At 66.8% G+C, this 15576-nt stretch carries 13 protein-coding genes and 1 tRNA gene; 6 read left to right on the plus strand and 8 right to left on the minus strand.

Annotation, left to right across the window (positions count from 1 at the left end; all coding sequences use genetic code 11):
• Window positions 1-130 precede the first annotated feature (130 nt).
• Window positions 131-207 (plus strand) — tRNA-Met (locus tag H0B54_RS27560).
• A 291-nt stretch (window positions 208-498) separates the two neighbouring features.
• Here the strand turns inward: H0B54_RS27560 and H0B54_RS27565 are convergent.
• Entirely contained in the window at window positions 499-3264 is a 2766-nt protein-coding gene (locus H0B54_RS27565; RefSeq protein WP_246472904.1) for a PAS domain S-box protein, read from the minus strand.
• Window positions 3254-3451 carry a type II toxin-antitoxin system ParD family antitoxin gene (locus tag H0B54_RS27570; RefSeq protein ID WP_137142501.1) on the minus strand — a complete coding sequence of 66 codons (198 nt, stop codon included), beginning with the start codon at window positions 3449-3451 and terminating at the stop codon, window positions 3254-3256. The genes H0B54_RS27565 and H0B54_RS27570 overlap by 11 nt, the downstream gene beginning before the upstream one ends.
• Before the next feature lie 825 nt (window positions 3452-4276).
• Between H0B54_RS27570 and H0B54_RS27575 the strand changes: the two genes are divergently transcribed.
• A complete protein-coding gene (locus H0B54_RS27575; protein WP_188262988.1) occupies window positions 4277-4870 on the plus strand; it encodes a DUF1003 domain-containing protein in 594 nt (197 codons plus the stop codon).
• A 27-nt stretch (window positions 4871-4897) separates the two neighbouring features.
• On the opposite strand, the gene H0B54_RS27580 is transcribed toward H0B54_RS27575, so the two are convergent.
• Genes H0B54_RS27580 through H0B54_RS27605 form a run of 6 tightly spaced genes read right to left on the minus strand, consistent with a single transcriptional unit; the run spans window position 4898 to window position 11791 of the window.
• Window positions 4898-5995 carry a glycosyltransferase family protein gene (locus tag H0B54_RS27580; RefSeq protein ID WP_188262989.1) on the minus strand — a complete coding sequence of 366 codons (1098 nt, stop codon included), beginning with the start codon at window positions 5993-5995 and terminating at the stop codon, window positions 4898-4900.
• The gene (locus H0B54_RS27585) at window positions 5992-7086 is read right to left on the minus strand and encodes a CgeB family protein (RefSeq protein ID WP_188262990.1); all 1095 of its coding nucleotides are present in this window, start codon (window positions 7084-7086) and stop codon (window positions 5992-5994) included. Before H0B54_RS27585 ends, H0B54_RS27580 begins: the two co-directional genes overlap by 4 nt.
• A complete protein-coding gene (locus H0B54_RS27590) occupies window positions 7083-8207 on the minus strand; it encodes a glycosyltransferase family protein (protein WP_188262991.1) in 1125 nt (374 codons plus the stop codon). The genes H0B54_RS27585 and H0B54_RS27590 overlap by 4 nt, the downstream gene beginning before the upstream one ends.
• On the minus strand, window positions 8204-9304 hold the full coding sequence (locus H0B54_RS27595) for a glycosyltransferase family 4 protein (RefSeq protein ID WP_246472906.1): 1101 nt from the start codon (window positions 9302-9304) through the stop codon (window positions 8204-8206). Before H0B54_RS27595 ends, H0B54_RS27590 begins: the two co-directional genes overlap by 4 nt.
• A 29-nt stretch (window positions 9305-9333) precedes the next feature.
• Window positions 9334-10641 carry a TIGR04295 family B12-binding domain-containing radical SAM protein gene (locus H0B54_RS27600; protein ID WP_188262993.1) on the minus strand — a complete coding sequence of 436 codons (1308 nt, stop codon included), beginning with the start codon at window positions 10639-10641 and terminating at the stop codon, window positions 9334-9336.
• A gap of 37 nt (window positions 10642-10678) precedes the next feature.
• Window positions 10679-11791 (minus strand): NAD-dependent epimerase/dehydratase family protein, encoded by a 1113-nt coding sequence (locus tag H0B54_RS27605; protein WP_188262994.1) that lies wholly within the window; start codon window positions 11789-11791, stop codon window positions 10679-10681.
• 334 nt (window positions 11792-12125) lie between these two features.
• Here H0B54_RS27605 and H0B54_RS27610 point away from each other — a divergent pair, with 334 nt between their 5' ends.
• The 4 genes from H0B54_RS27610 to H0B54_RS27625 are packed head-to-tail and all read left to right on the plus strand — an operon-like array spanning window position 12126 to window position 15563.
• The gene (locus tag H0B54_RS27610) at window positions 12126-13208 is read left to right on the plus strand and encodes an inositol-3-phosphate synthase (protein ID WP_425490100.1); all 1083 of its coding nucleotides are present in this window, start codon (window positions 12126-12128) and stop codon (window positions 13206-13208) included.
• An 8-nt stretch (window positions 13209-13216) separates the two neighbouring features.
• The gene (locus H0B54_RS27615) at window positions 13217-13813 is read left to right on the plus strand and encodes a histidine phosphatase family protein (RefSeq protein WP_343069040.1); all 597 of its coding nucleotides are present in this window, start codon (window positions 13217-13219) and stop codon (window positions 13811-13813) included.
• A complete protein-coding gene (locus H0B54_RS27620) occupies window positions 13810-14640 on the plus strand; it encodes a TIGR04290 family methyltransferase (protein WP_188262997.1) in 831 nt (276 codons plus the stop codon). Before H0B54_RS27615 ends, H0B54_RS27620 begins: the two co-directional genes overlap by 4 nt.
• The gene (locus H0B54_RS27625) at window positions 14637-15563 is read left to right on the plus strand and encodes a beta-xylosidase (RefSeq protein ID WP_188262998.1); all 927 of its coding nucleotides are present in this window, start codon (window positions 14637-14639) and stop codon (window positions 15561-15563) included. The genes H0B54_RS27620 and H0B54_RS27625 overlap by 4 nt, the downstream gene beginning before the upstream one ends.
• The last annotated feature ends 13 nt before the right edge of the window (window positions 15564-15576 follow it).

The following is a 15576-nucleotide window of genomic DNA, read 5'->3' on the forward strand; positions in this document are numbered from 1 at the left end:
AAGACGTGGGAGAGTAGGTCGCCGCCAGGTCACCACGGCACACGCCACACCACACCGGAGTGGACGCAGCAGGCGTCAGTCACACTCGACAATCGTCGCCACACTGGCCGGTTCCCACCAGCAGGACATCCGCGGGGTGGAGCAGCCCGGTAGCTCGTCAGGCTCATAACCTGAAGGTCGCAGGTTCAAATCCTGCCCCCGCAACCAACTTCATTTGCGCACAAGGCCGGTCCCGGAGATGGGGCCGGCCTTGTGCGTTTCGGTGTACAGCGCAGGATGCCGATGATCTGCTCCTCGCTGAACCGGCTGCGCCTCATGCGGCCGTCTCCACTTGATGGCGGACTCTATCCATTCCTGGAGGAACGTTCCGGACTCAGGTCACCACGTAAGGCGGTTCCATGCCGACCACGGACAGAGGAATGGGCCTTGCGACGCGATCATGGCGGGAAGAGGCTTGACCGAACCCGCCCGATTGCAGCCCGATTGCAGAAGGTGCTCTTATCGCCCCCCTAGCCCTTCCGCGAGCAACGCCTCCAGTCTGGCGGGATCGATTGGCTTGTGCAGCATGCGAATGCCGGTCCGCCCGGCCTCGGCCAGCCGTTCAGCCGAGGTGTCGCCGGTCACCAGAACCGTGACCGGCGTGCCGCGCCGGCGGGCTTCGCTGATGATGGACACGCCGGTCTCTCCAGCACCCAGGGAGTGGTCGGCGATCAGGATGTCCGGCGGAGCCTCAAATTCCTTCAGCATGGTCCGTGCCTGCGCCAGCGTGCGGGCGGTGTGCACGGACACGCCCCAACTCCTTAGGGTGACATCCAGAGCCTTCAGCACCATCGGTTCGTCGTCCACCACCAGAGCCGTCCGGCCCCGCAACGTCCCGCCGGGCGCCTCCTCTCCAGTGGCCGGGACCTGCGTTTCCTCATCCGCCAGCGGAAGCGACAGGCTGAAGGTCGACCCTATACCGGGTTCGGAGCGGACCGTCACCCGGGTCGCCAGCAGGTCGGCGACCCGCTGCACGGTGGCGAGGCCGATGCCGAAGCCGCGCGCATGCTCACGGGTCGCGTTCCCGATCTGGTAGTAGGGATCGAAGATGCGCTCCACCTCCTCGGGGGCAATGCCCCGACCCGTGTCGGTCACGTCGATCGCCAGCCGGTCCCCCTCGACCCGCGTCCCCACCGTGACGCCGCCCAGTTCGGTGTATTTGACGGCGTTGGAGATCAGGTTGCGCAGCACCAGTTCGACCAGCAGCGGGTCGGACCGGACCGATCTGGCAGCCGGCGGCATGTGCAACCACAGCTTCGCCTCGCGCGCCGGTCCCTGGAATTCGCCGTAGAGACGCTTCAGCAACTCGTCGAGGTCGAAGACCCGCGCCTGCGCCGTGAGCAGGCCGGCGTCGAGCCGCGCCACCTCCAAAAGCCCGGACAACATGCCCGTCAGGCTGGTCATGCTGTCCGACAGCGGCTTCAAGAGTTCACGCGCCTTCGGGTCGAGCGGCTGCCGCCGCAGAAGCTCGAGGAACAGGTTGGCGGCCTGCACCGGCTGGCGCAGATCATGGCTGACCGAGGCGAGGAAATTCGACTTCTCCCGGCTCGCCGCCTCGGCCGTGTCACGTGCCTGCTGCAGCTGGGCTTCGGCGTGCTTGCGGTCGTGGATGTCGGTGGAGGTGCCGAACCAGCGGACGATCGCACCGCTGTGTGGGTCGCGGTAGGGCAGGCCGCGAACCAGGAACCAACGATACTCCCCCGTCTTCGAACGGAGACGATGCTCGGCAAGGAAGAGGCTGCCCGCCCGCTGTGCCTCTTGGAAGCGTTCAGCCGTCAGCGCCGCATCGTCCGGATGGATGAAGTCGGCGATGACGTCCGACACCGTGGTTGGCGCCGTCCGAGCGTCGTAAGCGACACCCGTATAGTCGGTCCATTGGCGGTTGAAGAACTCGACCCGTCCCTCGGCGTCGGTGATCCAGACGATCTGCGGCACGGCGTCCGCCATCAGACGGAACCGCGCCTCGCTTTCGCGCAGGGCCGCTTCGGTCTCCCGCCGGACGGTCAGATCGGCCGTGACCGCTAGGAAATGGCGTTCGTCCCCGTTGTTGCCGGGCACGATCGTGATGCCGCTGTTCGCCCAGACGTGCGTCCCGTCGGGCCGCAGGTAGCGCTTGTCGAGCGCCACGGTCTCACCCGTCCGCAATGCCTGTTCAATGGCCATGCGGCTCGCCGCGAGATCATCGGGGTGGGTGACGTCGACGACGAACAAGCCCACAAGCTCCTCCCGTGCACGCCCCAGAATTCGGCAGAGTTCGTCGTTCGCGCGGAGAAAGCGGCCATCCAGCGTGAGTTCCGACAGGCCGACCGCCGCGCGGGCGAAGAGGGCGGACAGCCGCGCCTCGCTGCGCCGCAGGGCCTCGTCGGTGTTTCGGCGGGACGTGATGTTGCTGGCGGTCCCAAACCACTCGCAGACTTCGCCGTCCGGATCCAGGATCGGCACCGCCCGCGAATGCGTCCATCCCAGTGATCCGTCAGCCTGCCGGACCCGATGCTCCAGATCGAAGGCGCTCTTGGTCCGGATGGCTTCCCGTACGGTGTCGAGAAGCTGCGGCTGATCGTCCGGATGGATGTACTCCTCGAGCCACGCCTTGTTGCCGTCCGTCGTGTCGGTGAGGAAGCCGTGCCCGTCAAGCTGCCGCAGTTCGGTCCAGTCGATGTTCATGCGGTAGATGGCGTAGGAGGAGGCGCTCACCAAAGCGCGGAAGCGGCTCTCGCTGTCGCGCAAGGCGAGTTCGGTCCGCTTGCGGTTGGTCACCTCATGCACCGTCACCAGGATGCCCGCGATGATCCCGGCATCGTTGCGGACCGGGCTGTAGGTGAGGTCGAACCAAGTTTCCTCCGGGACGCCGTTGCGCTCAAGGATCAGCTTCTGGTCGTCGAACCCGCGGGATTCACCATGGAGCACGGCCTCGTAGATCGGCCCGTTGAAGTCCCAAACCTCGGGCCAACACTCGCGGGTGGGTTGGCCGAGGGCGCGGGGATGTTTGCCGGCGGTGATTTCGGCGTAGCAATCGTTGTAGATCTGGATGAGGTCTGGTCCCCAGAGAACAATCATGCCGAGTGGGGAGGCGAGAATCAGGTCGACGACAACCCGCAAGGACAGCGGCCAGCTCGCCTTCGGTCCGAGGGGCGTCGCAGCCCAATCATGGGCCCGGATCAGCGCTCCCATGGTCCCGCCGCCGCTGGGCCAATCCGGCTCCAAACCGATGGCGTCAGGGTTCATGGCCACCGCTTGGGGCAGGAGGCTGGGCAAGCGACGACGGCGGCAGCGCAACACGCTCCTGAAGCAGACGCAACCCGTCGCGCACCACCTCGCTGGCCGTCTGGTAGCGGCCGGACGCCACCAGGGTCTGGACGAAGCGGTCGAGCTCCGGGGTGAGAGAAATGCTCTGGCTGATGCGCCTGGACATGGGACCATCGCAACGGAAGGGGAGCGGTGCCACAGAGTACGACACCGTAATAGAACCCGGAAGTCGCCCGAAGGGCATGGTACCTCCGGTCATAGTTTTCGAACGGCAAGGGGCGCGGCGGCAATGCAGAAGACAACGCACCGGGCTCGCCTGGGCGGCAGGCTGGGCTGGATCGGGCTTGGGTCAAAGGCATTGGACCGTGAGCATGGAGCGGCAATGAAACAGATCCATGCGCCGGATACTGATCTTTGATTGAAAATTCGACCGCGCACTCAGCTGCGAAGCGGCATGAATGGCACCGCCACCTTGTCGGTTATTTGGTTGCTGCGGAATGGTCCATCTGTCGGGCCGCCATGGGCGCGGCAACGCTGGACATGCGGGTTCTGGCTGAAGGCACCGCCCAAGGAACCAAGTCGGCCTGCGGCGGCGCAAAATAACGTGCCACCAGGGTGGCGAGACGTGCCCCGCCTGCTGTTGATGCCGGGAGAGGGGCAGAGATTTCCACGTGGAGGCGGTCGCTCGTGAGAAGAAGGGGCAGCCTCCGCCCGATGTTGTGGTGAGCGAGTTCCGGTTCGCCGGTTGGACGACCGGGCTGCAAGCCATTGCCGCGGTCTGTCGGTCGGCGGTTCCGGTCACCGGCACCCTACCGCTGCACGTTCCCTTTTCCCGGAGGATCTGAAACTGCCCCAGGCCGAAGCCACCACCACTCCCAGCAGCCGGGGGCGATATCGAAAGCGGCATCGAGCGCAGCCTGCGGGCCGACCGCAATCCCAGTCCTGGATTAGGAACGAGGCAAAGACGAGTCACTTAAGCAAGGTAGACGCCATGAACGCACAACCGTCCCAGCATGGCAGAGATCGCGCGGAGACGTCCGCAAGCCCACCAACCTACCCGCCACCATCCCCCGGCTTGAGCTCCGTGCTCGAACGGAACATCCATGTGCTGCACCAGCGCAGGGAACGGGAGGAGATCGAGGCGACCGCGGAGGAGCGGATTGCCGACGCGATCACCCGCTTCACCGGCAGCATGACGTTCGTGTATTTGCATTTGGCCTTCTTCGGTTTCTGGATCATCGCCAACCTGGGGTGGATGCCCGGCGTTCCGCCCTGGGATCCCTCCTTCGTCGTCCTGGCGATGATCGCGTCCGTGGAGGCCATCTTTCTGTCCACCTTCGTGCTCATCAGCCAAAATCGGATGTCCGAGGTCGCCAGCAAGCGGGCCGATCTTGATCTGCAAATCAGCCTGTTGGCGGAGCACGAAATCACCAAGCTGACGGCCCTGGTGTCGTCCATCGCCGATCACATGGGGGTGAAGACGGACGTTGACTCCGATCTGGACGTCATCAAGCAGGATGTCGCCCCCGAAGCGGTGCTCGACCAGATCGAGGCCAAGAAGTCTTCGAAGAAGCCTGCGGACTGAGAGCCGTGACGGTGTGTTCGCGCCGCCTTATTGGAAGGGCAGGGCCGCTCGGGTGCCGCGGGCGGCCCTTCGCATCGCGCTCTTCAATTCCTGTTCCAACGTTTCCGCGCGATGCGCGGCGGTGTGGTGTTTCAGGATTCGCCGCCGGGCCCTTGCGCCCATCGCTTGGCGGGCGTTTTCGTCCAACTGGTGAAGGGCGTGCAGAACGTCGCCGGAGGTGTGGGCGAGGATGATCTCGCGGTTCGGCTCCAGCAGCGCGTCGAGGCCGTCCCAAAGGTCGGAGATGATCGGAGTGGCGCAGGCGGCGGCTTCGAACAGCCGGACGCTGGGGCTGTGGCCGGCGCGGATCATGTCCTCGCGCGTCACGTTCAAGGTGAAGCGGCTGGCCGCGTAGAAGGCGGCGTGCTCGGCTGGAGGAACATGATGCAGACGCTCGACATTTCCGGGCCAGGCGATGCCGTCGGGGTACTGCGGACCGGCGACGACGAAGCGCAGCGACGGCGCGCACCGGGCCGGCTCCAGCAGCAGCCGCTCCAACGTCGGTTGCCGGTCGGGGCTGTAGGTGCCGAGATAGCTCAGATCCCAACGCTTGGGCGAAGGCAGCGGCGCGTAGGCGTCGGCATCCACGGAGCAATGGAGCGCGCGCGCCGCCGGAGAGCCGTAGCGGGACTCCAGCCGCTCCAGCGTCGGGCCGCCGGTGAAGGAGAAATACACGTCATAGCCGGGAATGAGGGAAGGGGAGAGAAATTCCTCGTCGCCGCGCTCAAGCTTCGCCAGGGTCACCGGCGTGTCGATGTCGTAGAAGGCGACAACCCCGCTTGCGGTTTCCTGTACCCAACGGCCGACGGTGACACCATCGGGCACGTAGGAACCGACGAGCACCGCGTCGGCCTCCTCGACCATTCCGGCCCACCGCCGCAGGCCAGCGAGATCCTCGTAGAAGGCCAGCCGGCAGTAGCCGGGATCGGCGAGATCGCGATTCTGCGCGTACCAGGGAACGTCGCGCTCCAGGAACAGGATGTCGTGGCCGCGCGCGGCGAAAGCCTTGAGAAGGGCGCGGAAGGTGGTGGCATGGCCGTTGCCCCAGGAAGAGGATAGGCTCAGCCCCAGGACGACGAGCTTCACGCCGCGCTCCTTTCCCGCCGGGCCGCCAGGGCGTCGCGCAGCAACACGTCCACCTCCACGCCGCGGCGGGCGTAGGTGTGTTCCGCAAGGGTGCGCCGCCGTGCGGCATCGCCGATGGCGCGGGCGCGGGCCGGGGTGAGGGCGCGCAGATGATCGGTCACGTCCTGGCCGTCGCGGGCGACGAGGATCTCCTCGTCCGGGTTGAGGAACAGTTCGACCCCCTCCCAGGCGTCCGTGATCAGGCAGGCCGCCGCTCCCGCAGCCTCGAACACCCGCGTGGCGGGCGAAAAGCCGACCTCGGCCATGCTGTCGCGGGCGATGTTCAGAACCGCCAGCGCCGAACTGTTGAAGGCGTTGTGGTCGGCGGTGCCGACGTGGCCGATGTGGGTGACGTTGGCCGGCAGCCCCTTCGTCTCCCAACCGCTGCCGCCGATGATGCAGCGCCCCTGCGGGTTGCGCGCGGCGGGCTCCAGGAAGAAGCGCTCCACACGCTCCTCGCGGTCGGGCAGTCGGTTGCCGAGAAAGTTGAGATCGGCGGCGAAGCGCGGTTGGGGCGGTGCCGGGTGGTGCGTCGCCGGGTCCAGCGCGTTGTAGATGGGGCGGCACAGGCGGGCGCCCATCGCCTCGTAGGCCGCGACCACCGGCGGGCCGCCGCCATAGGTCAGCACGGCGTCGATCCGCGGCAGCCGGCGGCGCAGGGGATGATCCGGCGTCCGCCGAAGCTCGGCCAGAGTGGCAGGGGCGTCGACGTCCCAATAGACACGCAGGGCGTGGGGACCGGCGGCATCCATCACGCCGTCGAGCAACTCGTCGTCGAAGACGCCGACACCGTTCGCCTTCACCACCACGTCGGCCTCGGCGGCGCGGGCGATCACGGTGCGGCAGGCTTCGGCGGTGGCCTCATACACCACGACGCTGGCCCAGTCAGGCGGCTCGATATCACGGTGTTTCTGACGGTCGAACGCGTCCGGTTCGTAGAAGGTGACGTCCCAACCCCGCTTGGCGAGTTCGCTCAGCATGCCGCGATAGTAGGTGGCGGCACCGTTCCAGTAGGAAGAAAGCAGGCTCGAACCGTAGAAGGCCATCTTCATCGGATAGGCTCCAGCATCGAAGAGGGGGCGGGCGTGCCAGCCAGAGCGGCGGCGATGGCGAGCAGTTCACTGGCGCGGTGGGCGCAGGTGTGGCGGGCGCGGATCGTTTCCAGACCGTTGCGCACCAACGCCGCACGGAGGTCGGCGTCGCCGTCCACGGCGCGCAGGTGGGCGGACATATGGGCACCGTCGCGAGCGACCAGAAAATCCGTTCCTGGTCGGAACAGACCTTCGCAATCGCTCCACGGCGCGCTGACCAGAGGGATGCCGCAGGCCAACGCCTCGAAGACGCGAATGGTTGGGATGCCTGGCAGGGATTCGACGTAGAAGCGGCGCGGCACATGGACGGTGACCCGATGGCGGGCGAAGGTCGCGGGTGCGCGGACGTTGGGCAGCCAACCTTTGTAGGCGATGCCGTGCCGCCTCAGCGTCACCAGGGCTTCGGCGGGGTAGCGCACGCCATAGACGTCCAGAGCCAGACCCGCGGCGCGGGCGGGAGCGAACAGGAAGCGCTCCAGTTCCTTCGTCCGCTCGCCATCACCCCAATTGCCGATCCAAACCGCTCCGCTGCGCCGCTCCTCCCCGGATGGCGGGTGGAACAGCCGGACGTCGGCGGCTTCGTGCCAGACGAAGGCCCGATCCTCCCAGCCCCAGCGCCGGTATACGGCGGCCAGAGTTTCGCCGAAGGCCAGGACGCCGTCGTAGCCGGAGAGATCAAAGGCGGAGATGGCCGCTGGATCGCTGACCGTGCGGTGGTGCGTGTCGTGGAACAGCAGGGAAAAGCGTCCGCCCTGCCGCCGTGCTCGGCCGACCGCCGCGACCAGCGCCGGGTCGTTCCATTCATGGACGATGACCAGATCGGCCCCGTCGCACAGCGCCGCCGCGTCGGCATCGGCCGCGAAGGTCAGCGAGGTCAGCTCCGGATAGGCGCTCCGGTAGGCCGCCAACCCCGCTTCGCCATGATCGGCCAGCAGGTTCCGCAGGCTCCACGCGCCCTCCGGCTCGAAGGCGCGGACCTCATGGCCGAGAATGATCAGTTCCCGCAGGACTCCACGCAGGAAATGGGCGTTGCCGTGGTTCCAGCAGGACGCCAGCGAATGAGTGAAATAGACGATCTTCACGCAACGGCCTCTTTGCGGGAGGGGGTGGGGGTGTGACGCGCCAGGACGCTGCGGTAGAGACTGCGCATGCCGGAGGCCATCGACTCCATGCCGTATTGCCCGGCCTTGAGCCGCGCCGCCTCGCCGAGGCGCCCGGCCTCCGCCGGATCGTCCAGCAGGCGGCGGATCGTGGCGGCAAGGGCTGCGCTGTCCCTGGGCTCCACGAAGAGTGCGGCACCGTCCCACAACTCGCGGAAGGTCGCGATGTCCGACAGCACCAGCGCACAACCGGCCTGCGCGGCTTCAAGCACCGTCAGGCCGAACGGCTCGTAAAGCGCGGTCGAGGCGAAGACCGGCGCCCTTGCCAGCCACGCCGCGACCGACGCCGCGTCCAGGCGCCCGAGCGACTTGGCGTGGCGCAGGACCCGGTGATTCCCGCCCGGACCATCCAGCGGGCCGGCGGCCACCACCGGGGCCTCCAGCAGCGCCGCCGCCGCGTCGAGCGTTGCGATGTTCTTCCCATCGTCCCACAAACGTCCGGCGGTGAACACGAAACGCTCGCGCCTGTCCGATGCGCCGCCCGGAGGAGGGGGGCGGCGGCCGTTGCGCACCACGACCGGTGGTGGCAGGCCGTAAACAGCGGTGGTGGCCTGCGCGAAGGCGCCGCTCGGTGCCGCCAGCGCGTCGCAGGCCCGGTAGCCCCGCGCCAGCGCCTCGATCCGCCAACGGAAATCGCCGGGCATGGGCGCACGACCGTGCATGGCGGCCCACCAGGTTGCCAGGCAGGAATGGCAGACCCCGACCACCGGAACCGTGAATCCGGCGTCCGCCACCAGGGCCGGGCTGTTGAGGTGGACGAGATCCACGTCCAACCGCCGGGCGAGCGTTCCCAGCGCTTCGGCGCCGCGCCGTATTGCGGCCGGGTTTTCCGCCATCCAGTCCAGCGGCAGGCCGGTGTCGATGAATTCCAGGCCGGGGATGGCGCGCGCCGCCGCGGTCTGGTCCTCCTGAGGTGACGGCCCGAGCACCGCGAGCGTGACGCGCAGGCCGCTTGCCGCCAGTTCCTGCGCGAGGTCGAGCGCGTAGGTCCACACTCCGCCCACGCTGTCCGTCGTCATCAACAGATGCGCGGGGGCTGCCGGGGGCGTCACCGGCAACCGCATGCGGCCTCCAGTTCACGCAAGGACAGGGGTTCCTCCTCCTGAATGTCGCTCAGTCGGGCGAATTGACGGAGATAGTGCTCGTGCGCCCTTTCCCATGCCCGGTCGTCCGGTTCGCCCCACAGGCGGCGGTAATCGGGCGAAGCGGGGTAGGGATAGAGCGGCACCGGATCGTTGGCCCAGACGCCGGCACCGTGCAGCCTCTCCCGCCATCGCGCGACGAGCCCGGCGTCGTCGCCGGCCATGGCGATCAGGTTGGCCTGGACGAAGGGCACGCTGCGCCGGGCGTGGATCAGGCGGTCGGCCAGTTCGTCGGTGCTCATGCGGCATTTCTTGTCGAGCGCCGCGCGGCCCTCCTCGGTCAGGCTTTCCACCCCGGCCTCAATGGACACGCAGCCGGCGGCCCCCAGGAGATCCAGCAGATCGGGCTTCCACAAGTCGATTCGGGTCTGGATGCCGAACTCGACCGGACGCTCCACCAGCGCTTCCAACAGATCACGGCGGGGCAGGAAAATCTCGTCGATGAAGTAGACGTAGCGCACGCCGACGGCAGCCAGCCGGTCGATCTCCTCCAGCACGATGGCCGTGTCGCGGCGACGGTACTGATCGCGGAAGTCGGTCTTGGCGCAGAAGGAACAGGTATAGGGGCAGCCGCGCGACGCCTCGACCTCGGCCCCCGCGCCGAGCGGTTCGGTGCCGTAGCGGTGGTGATGGTGGTGATGGCGCTTCAGCCATTCGGCGGGCCATGACAGCGCCGGCAGATCGACGAAGCGGCCGGCGTGCGGGCCGCCGGTGAGGACGATTTCGCCGCCGCGGCGGAAGGCGAGCGCCGGAACGCCGTCCAACCCTGGCTGGCCGGAATCCAACCGGTCGGCAAGCCGTTTTACAATCTCCTCGCATTCGCCCCGCACAACCACGTCCGTGCCCAGCTTGTCCAAGGCGGCACCGGGGGTGGTCGAACCATGCGGCCCCACCGCGACGGTCGGGCCGCCGCGTCCATCCAGCGCCAGCAGGAAATCACGGGGGATTCGCAGCTCCGGCTGGGCACAACGCCAGAACAGGTAGGTCGGCGCGGTCGTTACCACGGTCATGCCGGGAGCGAAGCCGGCCACCCGATCCGCCAGATCGCCGTTCGACAATCCCGTCAACGGCCCGTCGAGCATCAGGACCTCGTGTCCGGCCTGCTCCAGCAGCGCCTTGCAGTAGCCCAGTTCAAGGGGCAGATGCGGCTCGCGGCAGCCGAAATAGATGCTGTGAGCGAAGGCCCAGGCCGGGTTGACCAACGCCACACGCATCACGCCACCTCCACCAAGGCCGGAGCGGACCGGCGGTTCATGCCACGAGTCCCCGCGCTTCGAGTTCGCGCCGGGCCTCGGCGACGCGGTCCTGCGCCTCCTGCCGGGCAACCCATTCGGCGAGTTCGGCCAACCCCCCGGCGAAGTCCTGCCGTCGTTCGTAGTTCAGGACTGTCCGCGCCTTGCTCAGGTCGGGGATGTTGTGACGGATGTCGCCGGCGCGCGCTTGGCCGGTGATCTCCGGCGTCAGGTCAGGCCGGCCCATCGAGGCGGCCTGGAACCGCGCCACCTCTTCCACCGTGCGGTCCTCGCCGGACCCGATGTTGAAGACCTCGCCATTGGCGGCCGGCTGGTCGAGCGCCAGCAGGAAAGCGCGCGCCACGTCACTGACATGCACGAAGTCGCGGCGCTGACGGCCATCCTCAAAGATCATCGGCCGCTGTCCATTGGCGATTCGTGAGGCGAAGATCGCCAGCACCCCGGTGTAGGGGTTCGACAGTGCCTGCCCAGGCCCGTAGGCGTTCCACAGCCGCAATGCCGTCCCTTCCATACCGTACTGGGCGGTGAGCGTCAGGGTCAGGCGCTCCTGCACGTATTTGCCTATGGCATAAACGGATCTCAGGGCCGGGCGCTTGCTCTCCGGCGTGGGGACGGGGATCAGCGGCCGGCCGTCGGAATCGAGTGGGTCCCAGGAACCGTCCGGATTGCGCACGCCGCGCACCACATCCTCCATCAGCGTGCCGTCGGCGGTCCGGTACAGCCCCTCGCCGTAGATGCTCATCGAAGAGGCGACCACCACCCGGCGGACCGGTCGGTCGATCAACCGCTGGAACAGCACGGCCGTCCCATGGTCGTTCACCGAGGTGTAGCGGTCCACCGCGTACATGCTCTGGCCGACACCGACCTCGGCGGCGAGGTGAATCACCGAATCCACCCCCTCTAGCGCCCGACCGACCATGGCCTCGTCGCGTATGTCCCCAATCAGCAACTCGACGTCCGGGTCCAGTTCGTCGGGCCGCGTCCGGGTGGGGTGGACCTGCATGATGAGACTGTCGAGAACCCGAACCCGGTCGCCGCGGGCGAGAAGTGCCCTGGCGACATGGCGGCCGATGAAACCGGCGCCACCGGTGACAAGAATGGATTCTCCCACAAGCCCCTCCACTGATGGACGGTGATGTCATGCGATCGCTACTAAAGATAGAGTTGTGCGCGTATAAATCCGCTGATACTCGCGTGGTCCTTATTCCTAAAGAAATACAGCTTTTTATTTTGCATGCGTGCGAAACCGCAACGCCCGCTGAGTGAGCAGAAGCGTGATCATATCAACGTTAACATCGTAATTGGGCTTTCTACATCTCATCCAAAAGGCGTGATCACATCGGACGATCTTCCAGCGATTATTTTTCCCAGCTACAAATATCATTCCACACCACCCAGGAAGTGCTCAGAAAAAGGAGAGTTTCGTGACTGGGAGAAAGCTGCGGGTGGCGATTGCCGGCGTCGGAAATTGTGCTTCATCCTTCGTGCAGGGTGTGAGCTATTATGCCGATGCTCAAGCTAATGAGCCGCCGCCCGGGCTGATGACTCTCGATCTAGGCGGCTATCGGGTCAGCGACATCGAAATGTCCGCTGCTTTCGATGTGAACGCCGCCAAGGTGGGGCGGGATTTGTCCGACGCCATCTTTGCCCCTCCAAACAACACCTGCCGCTTCTCAACCCCGCGTGCTTCGGGTGTACGGGTGGAGCGCGGTCCGACACTGGACGGCATCGGCCGCTATCTGGCCGGCGACATCGAGGAGTCGGGGGAGGCGCCGGTTGCCATCGCCGAGGCCCTGCGCCGGTCGGGCACCGATATCCTGGTGTCTTATCTGCCGGTCGGTTCGCAGCGGGCTACGGAGTTCTATGCCGAGCAGGCGCTGGAGGCCGGCTGCGCCTTTGTCAACTGCATCCCGGTCTTCATCGCCTCGGATCCGGGCTGGGCGAAGCGGTTCGAGCGGCACGGCCTGCCGGTCATCGGCGACGACATCAAGAGCCAGGTGGGTGCCACGATCATCCACCGCACACTGGCGAACCTCTTCCGCGAGCGTGGCGTCCGGCTCGACCACACCTATCAGCTGAACTTCGGCGGCAACACCGACTTCAAGAACATGCTGGAACGCGAACGCCTGGAATCGAAGAAGATTTCGAAAACCCGCGCCGTCACCAGCCAGTTGGACGTGCCGCTCGACGCGGACGACGTTCATATTGGTCCCAGCGATCATGTGCCCTGGCTGGCCGATCGGAAATGGGCGCACATCCGGCTGGAGGGCACCGCCTTCGGGGGCGTGCCCCTGAGCGTGGAACTGAAGCTGGAGGTCTGGGACAGCCCGAATTCCGCCGGCATCGTGATCGACGCGGTGCGCTGCGCCAAGCTGGCGCTCGACCGGAAGATGGCCGGGCCGCTGATCGGACCGTCGAGTTACTTCATGAAGTCGCCCCCCGAGCAGTTCACCGACCACGAGGCGCGTGAGCGCACGCTGCGCTTCATCGCCGGCGAGGTAGCGGACAGCCCGCGCTTCCAGGCGTGAGCGGCTCCGTGGAAACGGTCCTGGTCCTGCTGCGTCACGCGTCGCACGACCGGCTGGGCTCCGTGTTGTGCGGTCGCATGCCCGGCGTGACGCTGAGCGAGGCCGGCCGACGCGAGGCCGATGCGCTGGCCCTCGCATTGGCGCGGCACCGGTTCGCCGCCGTGCTGTCCAGCCCGTTGGAGCGCGCCGTGGAAACGGCGGCCGCCGTCGCCGCGTCACAGGCCTTGGCCGTGGAGGTGGACGAGGATCTCAATGAGCTTGATCTCGGTGCCTGGGCTGGCATGCGCTTCGAGGAACTGCGCGGCGACCCGGGTTGGAGTTTGTGGAACAGTGCGCGGTCGCATGCCCGCCCACCTGGGGGCGAAACGATGACGGAGGCGCAGGTCCGGATGGCGCGCTGCATCGAGCGGCAGCGCCGCCGGTATTCCGGCCGGACCGTGGCTCTGGTCAGCCACGCCGACGTCATCAAGGCGGCGCTGGCCCATGCCTTGGGGCTTTGCGTGGATTTTCACGCCCGGTTCGAAATCGCTCCGGCGTCCCGCAGCGTGCTGATCGCCGGGGAATGGGGCCTGAAGGTCCACAGCATCAACGAGGCGGCGGAATGACGAATCTGACGACCGACCAGATCCGCGCCCGGGTCGCCGCGCTGGGGGACTGGTTCCACAACATCGATCTGAACGGCGTCAGCACCGCCCCCGACCACTTCCTGCACGACTACCCGAACGTGAAGTGGCGGCGGTTTGCCCACGCGGTCCCCAAGGATCTGAGCGGCCTGACGGTGCTCGACATCGGCTGCAACGGTGGCTTCTACTCCATCGAAATGAAGCGGCGCGGCGCCGAGCGGGTGGTGGGGATCGACTTCGACGACCGTTATCTCGCACAGGCGCGCTTCGCTGCCGAAGTGACCGGCCAGGACATCGAATTCCGCAAGCTGTCTGTTTACGATCTGGCGCGGCTGGGTGAGCGGTTCGACGTCGTCTTGTTCATGGGGGTGCTTTACCATCTGCGCCACCCGTTGCTGGCTCTCGATCTGATCCACGAGCATGCCGCCCGTGACCTGATGATCTTCCAATCCATGCAGCGCGGCTCCGAGACGGTCGAGCCGCTGAGCACCGATTACGATTTCCGCCAGCAGGACCATTTCAACGCGCCCGGCTATCCGAAGCTGCATTTCATCGAACACCAGTATTCCGGGGACTGGACGAACTGGTGGGTCCCGAACGCCGCCTGCGCCGAAGCCATGCTGCGCAGCGCCGGCTTTCGGATCGTCGAGCATCCGGAGCAGGAGGTCTATGTCTGCCGCCGCGCAGCACGGCCGACGGAGGCGGGCGCCGTCTATCCCGCCCTGCCATCCACCACCGCGCCATCCACCACCGCGCCATCTGCCGGACGGGCACCGGCAAACCACGTCAAGACGGGAAGCCAGGGATGATCGAAGCCGCCAAGATCTGGAACGAGCCCAACAACAAGTCCCACTGGAATCCCGACCTCGATCCGGAATGGGATCTGTTCGCCCGCATGGCGATCCTGGCCGGACAGGCGATCCGGGCGGAGAATGGCGCGCTCACGCGCGTGTTGGGCGGCATCTCGCCCATCGATCCCTCCTTCATCCGCCGTCTGGACGAACGCGGCGCGCTGGACCATGTGGACGTGGTCGCGGTGCATGGATTTCCGCTCGACTGGAATCTCTGGCAGATCCGGGAGTGGCCGGAAAAGATCGAGGAGATTCGCGCCGTCACCGGCAAGCCCATCTGGGTGACGGAGGCCGGCGTCTCGTCCTTCGGCGCCGAGGAGGTGCAGGCCTGGGGAGTCGCCCGCACAGCGGAGCTGCTGATCGGCCGGGTTCCGCGTGTCCATTGGTACAGCCTCTATGACCTGCCCAGCGCCTGGGAGGCGACGACGCGCCACAAGGAGGCGGAGGGCTCTTCCTACTACCGTCACTTCCACATGGGGCTGCTGCGGGCAGACGGCACGCCCAAGCCGGCGCTCGACGCCTACGCGCCCTATGCAGCCGAGATGGGGATTTGCCAGTGGTTCCATTTCGAGGATCACCGTCTGGACGAGGCGGTGGCCTGGATGAAGCGGTTGGGTGTCCGGCACCTGCGCACCGGCCTGTCCTGGGCCGACAGTTTTCGGCCGAACGCGCTCGCCTGGTTCGACCGCCAGATGGAAGCGCTGGCCGATTTCGACGTCACCGTCACCTTCTGCTTCACGCCGGAGCATCGCGGGATCGAACCGCACCACACCAGCCCACCCCAGGTCGCCGAAGAATTCGCGGAATTCTGCGCCGCCATGGTCCGCCGCTACGCCAGCACCGTTCCGGCAGCGCCGGCCCCTCTGCTGGCGCTGGGGTAAAAAAGGTGATGGC

It is taken from the genome of Azospirillum tabaci, assembly GCF_014596085.1.
Lineage (GTDB): Bacteria > Pseudomonadota > Alphaproteobacteria > Azospirillales > Azospirillaceae > Azospirillum > Azospirillum tabaci.

What these genes read in the sequence shown, in the direction of transcription:
- H0B54_RS27565 (WP_246472904.1), bottom strand. Translation starts at nt 3,264, where the DNA reads ATGAACCCTGACGCCATCGGTTTGGAGCCGGATTGGCCCAGCGGCGGC.
- H0B54_RS27570 (WP_137142501.1), bottom strand. Translation starts at nt 3,451, where the DNA reads ATGTCCAGGCGCATCAGCCAGAGCATTTCTCTCACCCCGGAGCTCGAC.
- H0B54_RS27575 (WP_188262988.1), top strand. Translation starts at nt 4,277, where the DNA reads ATGAACGCACAACCGTCCCAGCATGGCAGAGATCGCGCGGAGACGTCC.
- H0B54_RS27585 (WP_188262990.1), bottom strand. Translation starts at nt 7,086, where the DNA reads ATGAAGATGGCCTTCTACGGTTCGAGCCTGCTTTCTTCCTACTGGAAC.
- H0B54_RS27595 (WP_246472906.1), bottom strand. Translation starts at nt 9,304, where the DNA reads ATGACGACGGACAGCGTGGGCGGAGTGTGGACCTACGCGCTCGACCTC.
- H0B54_RS27600 (WP_188262993.1), bottom strand. Translation starts at nt 10,641, where the DNA reads ATGCGTGTGGCGTTGGTCAACCCGGCCTGGGCCTTCGCTCACAGCATC.
- H0B54_RS27620 (WP_188262997.1), top strand. Translation starts at nt 13,810, where the DNA reads ATGACGAATCTGACGACCGACCAGATCCGCGCCCGGGTCGCCGCGCTG.
- H0B54_RS27625 (WP_188262998.1), top strand. Translation starts at nt 14,637, where the DNA reads ATGATCGAAGCCGCCAAGATCTGGAACGAGCCCAACAACAAGTCCCAC.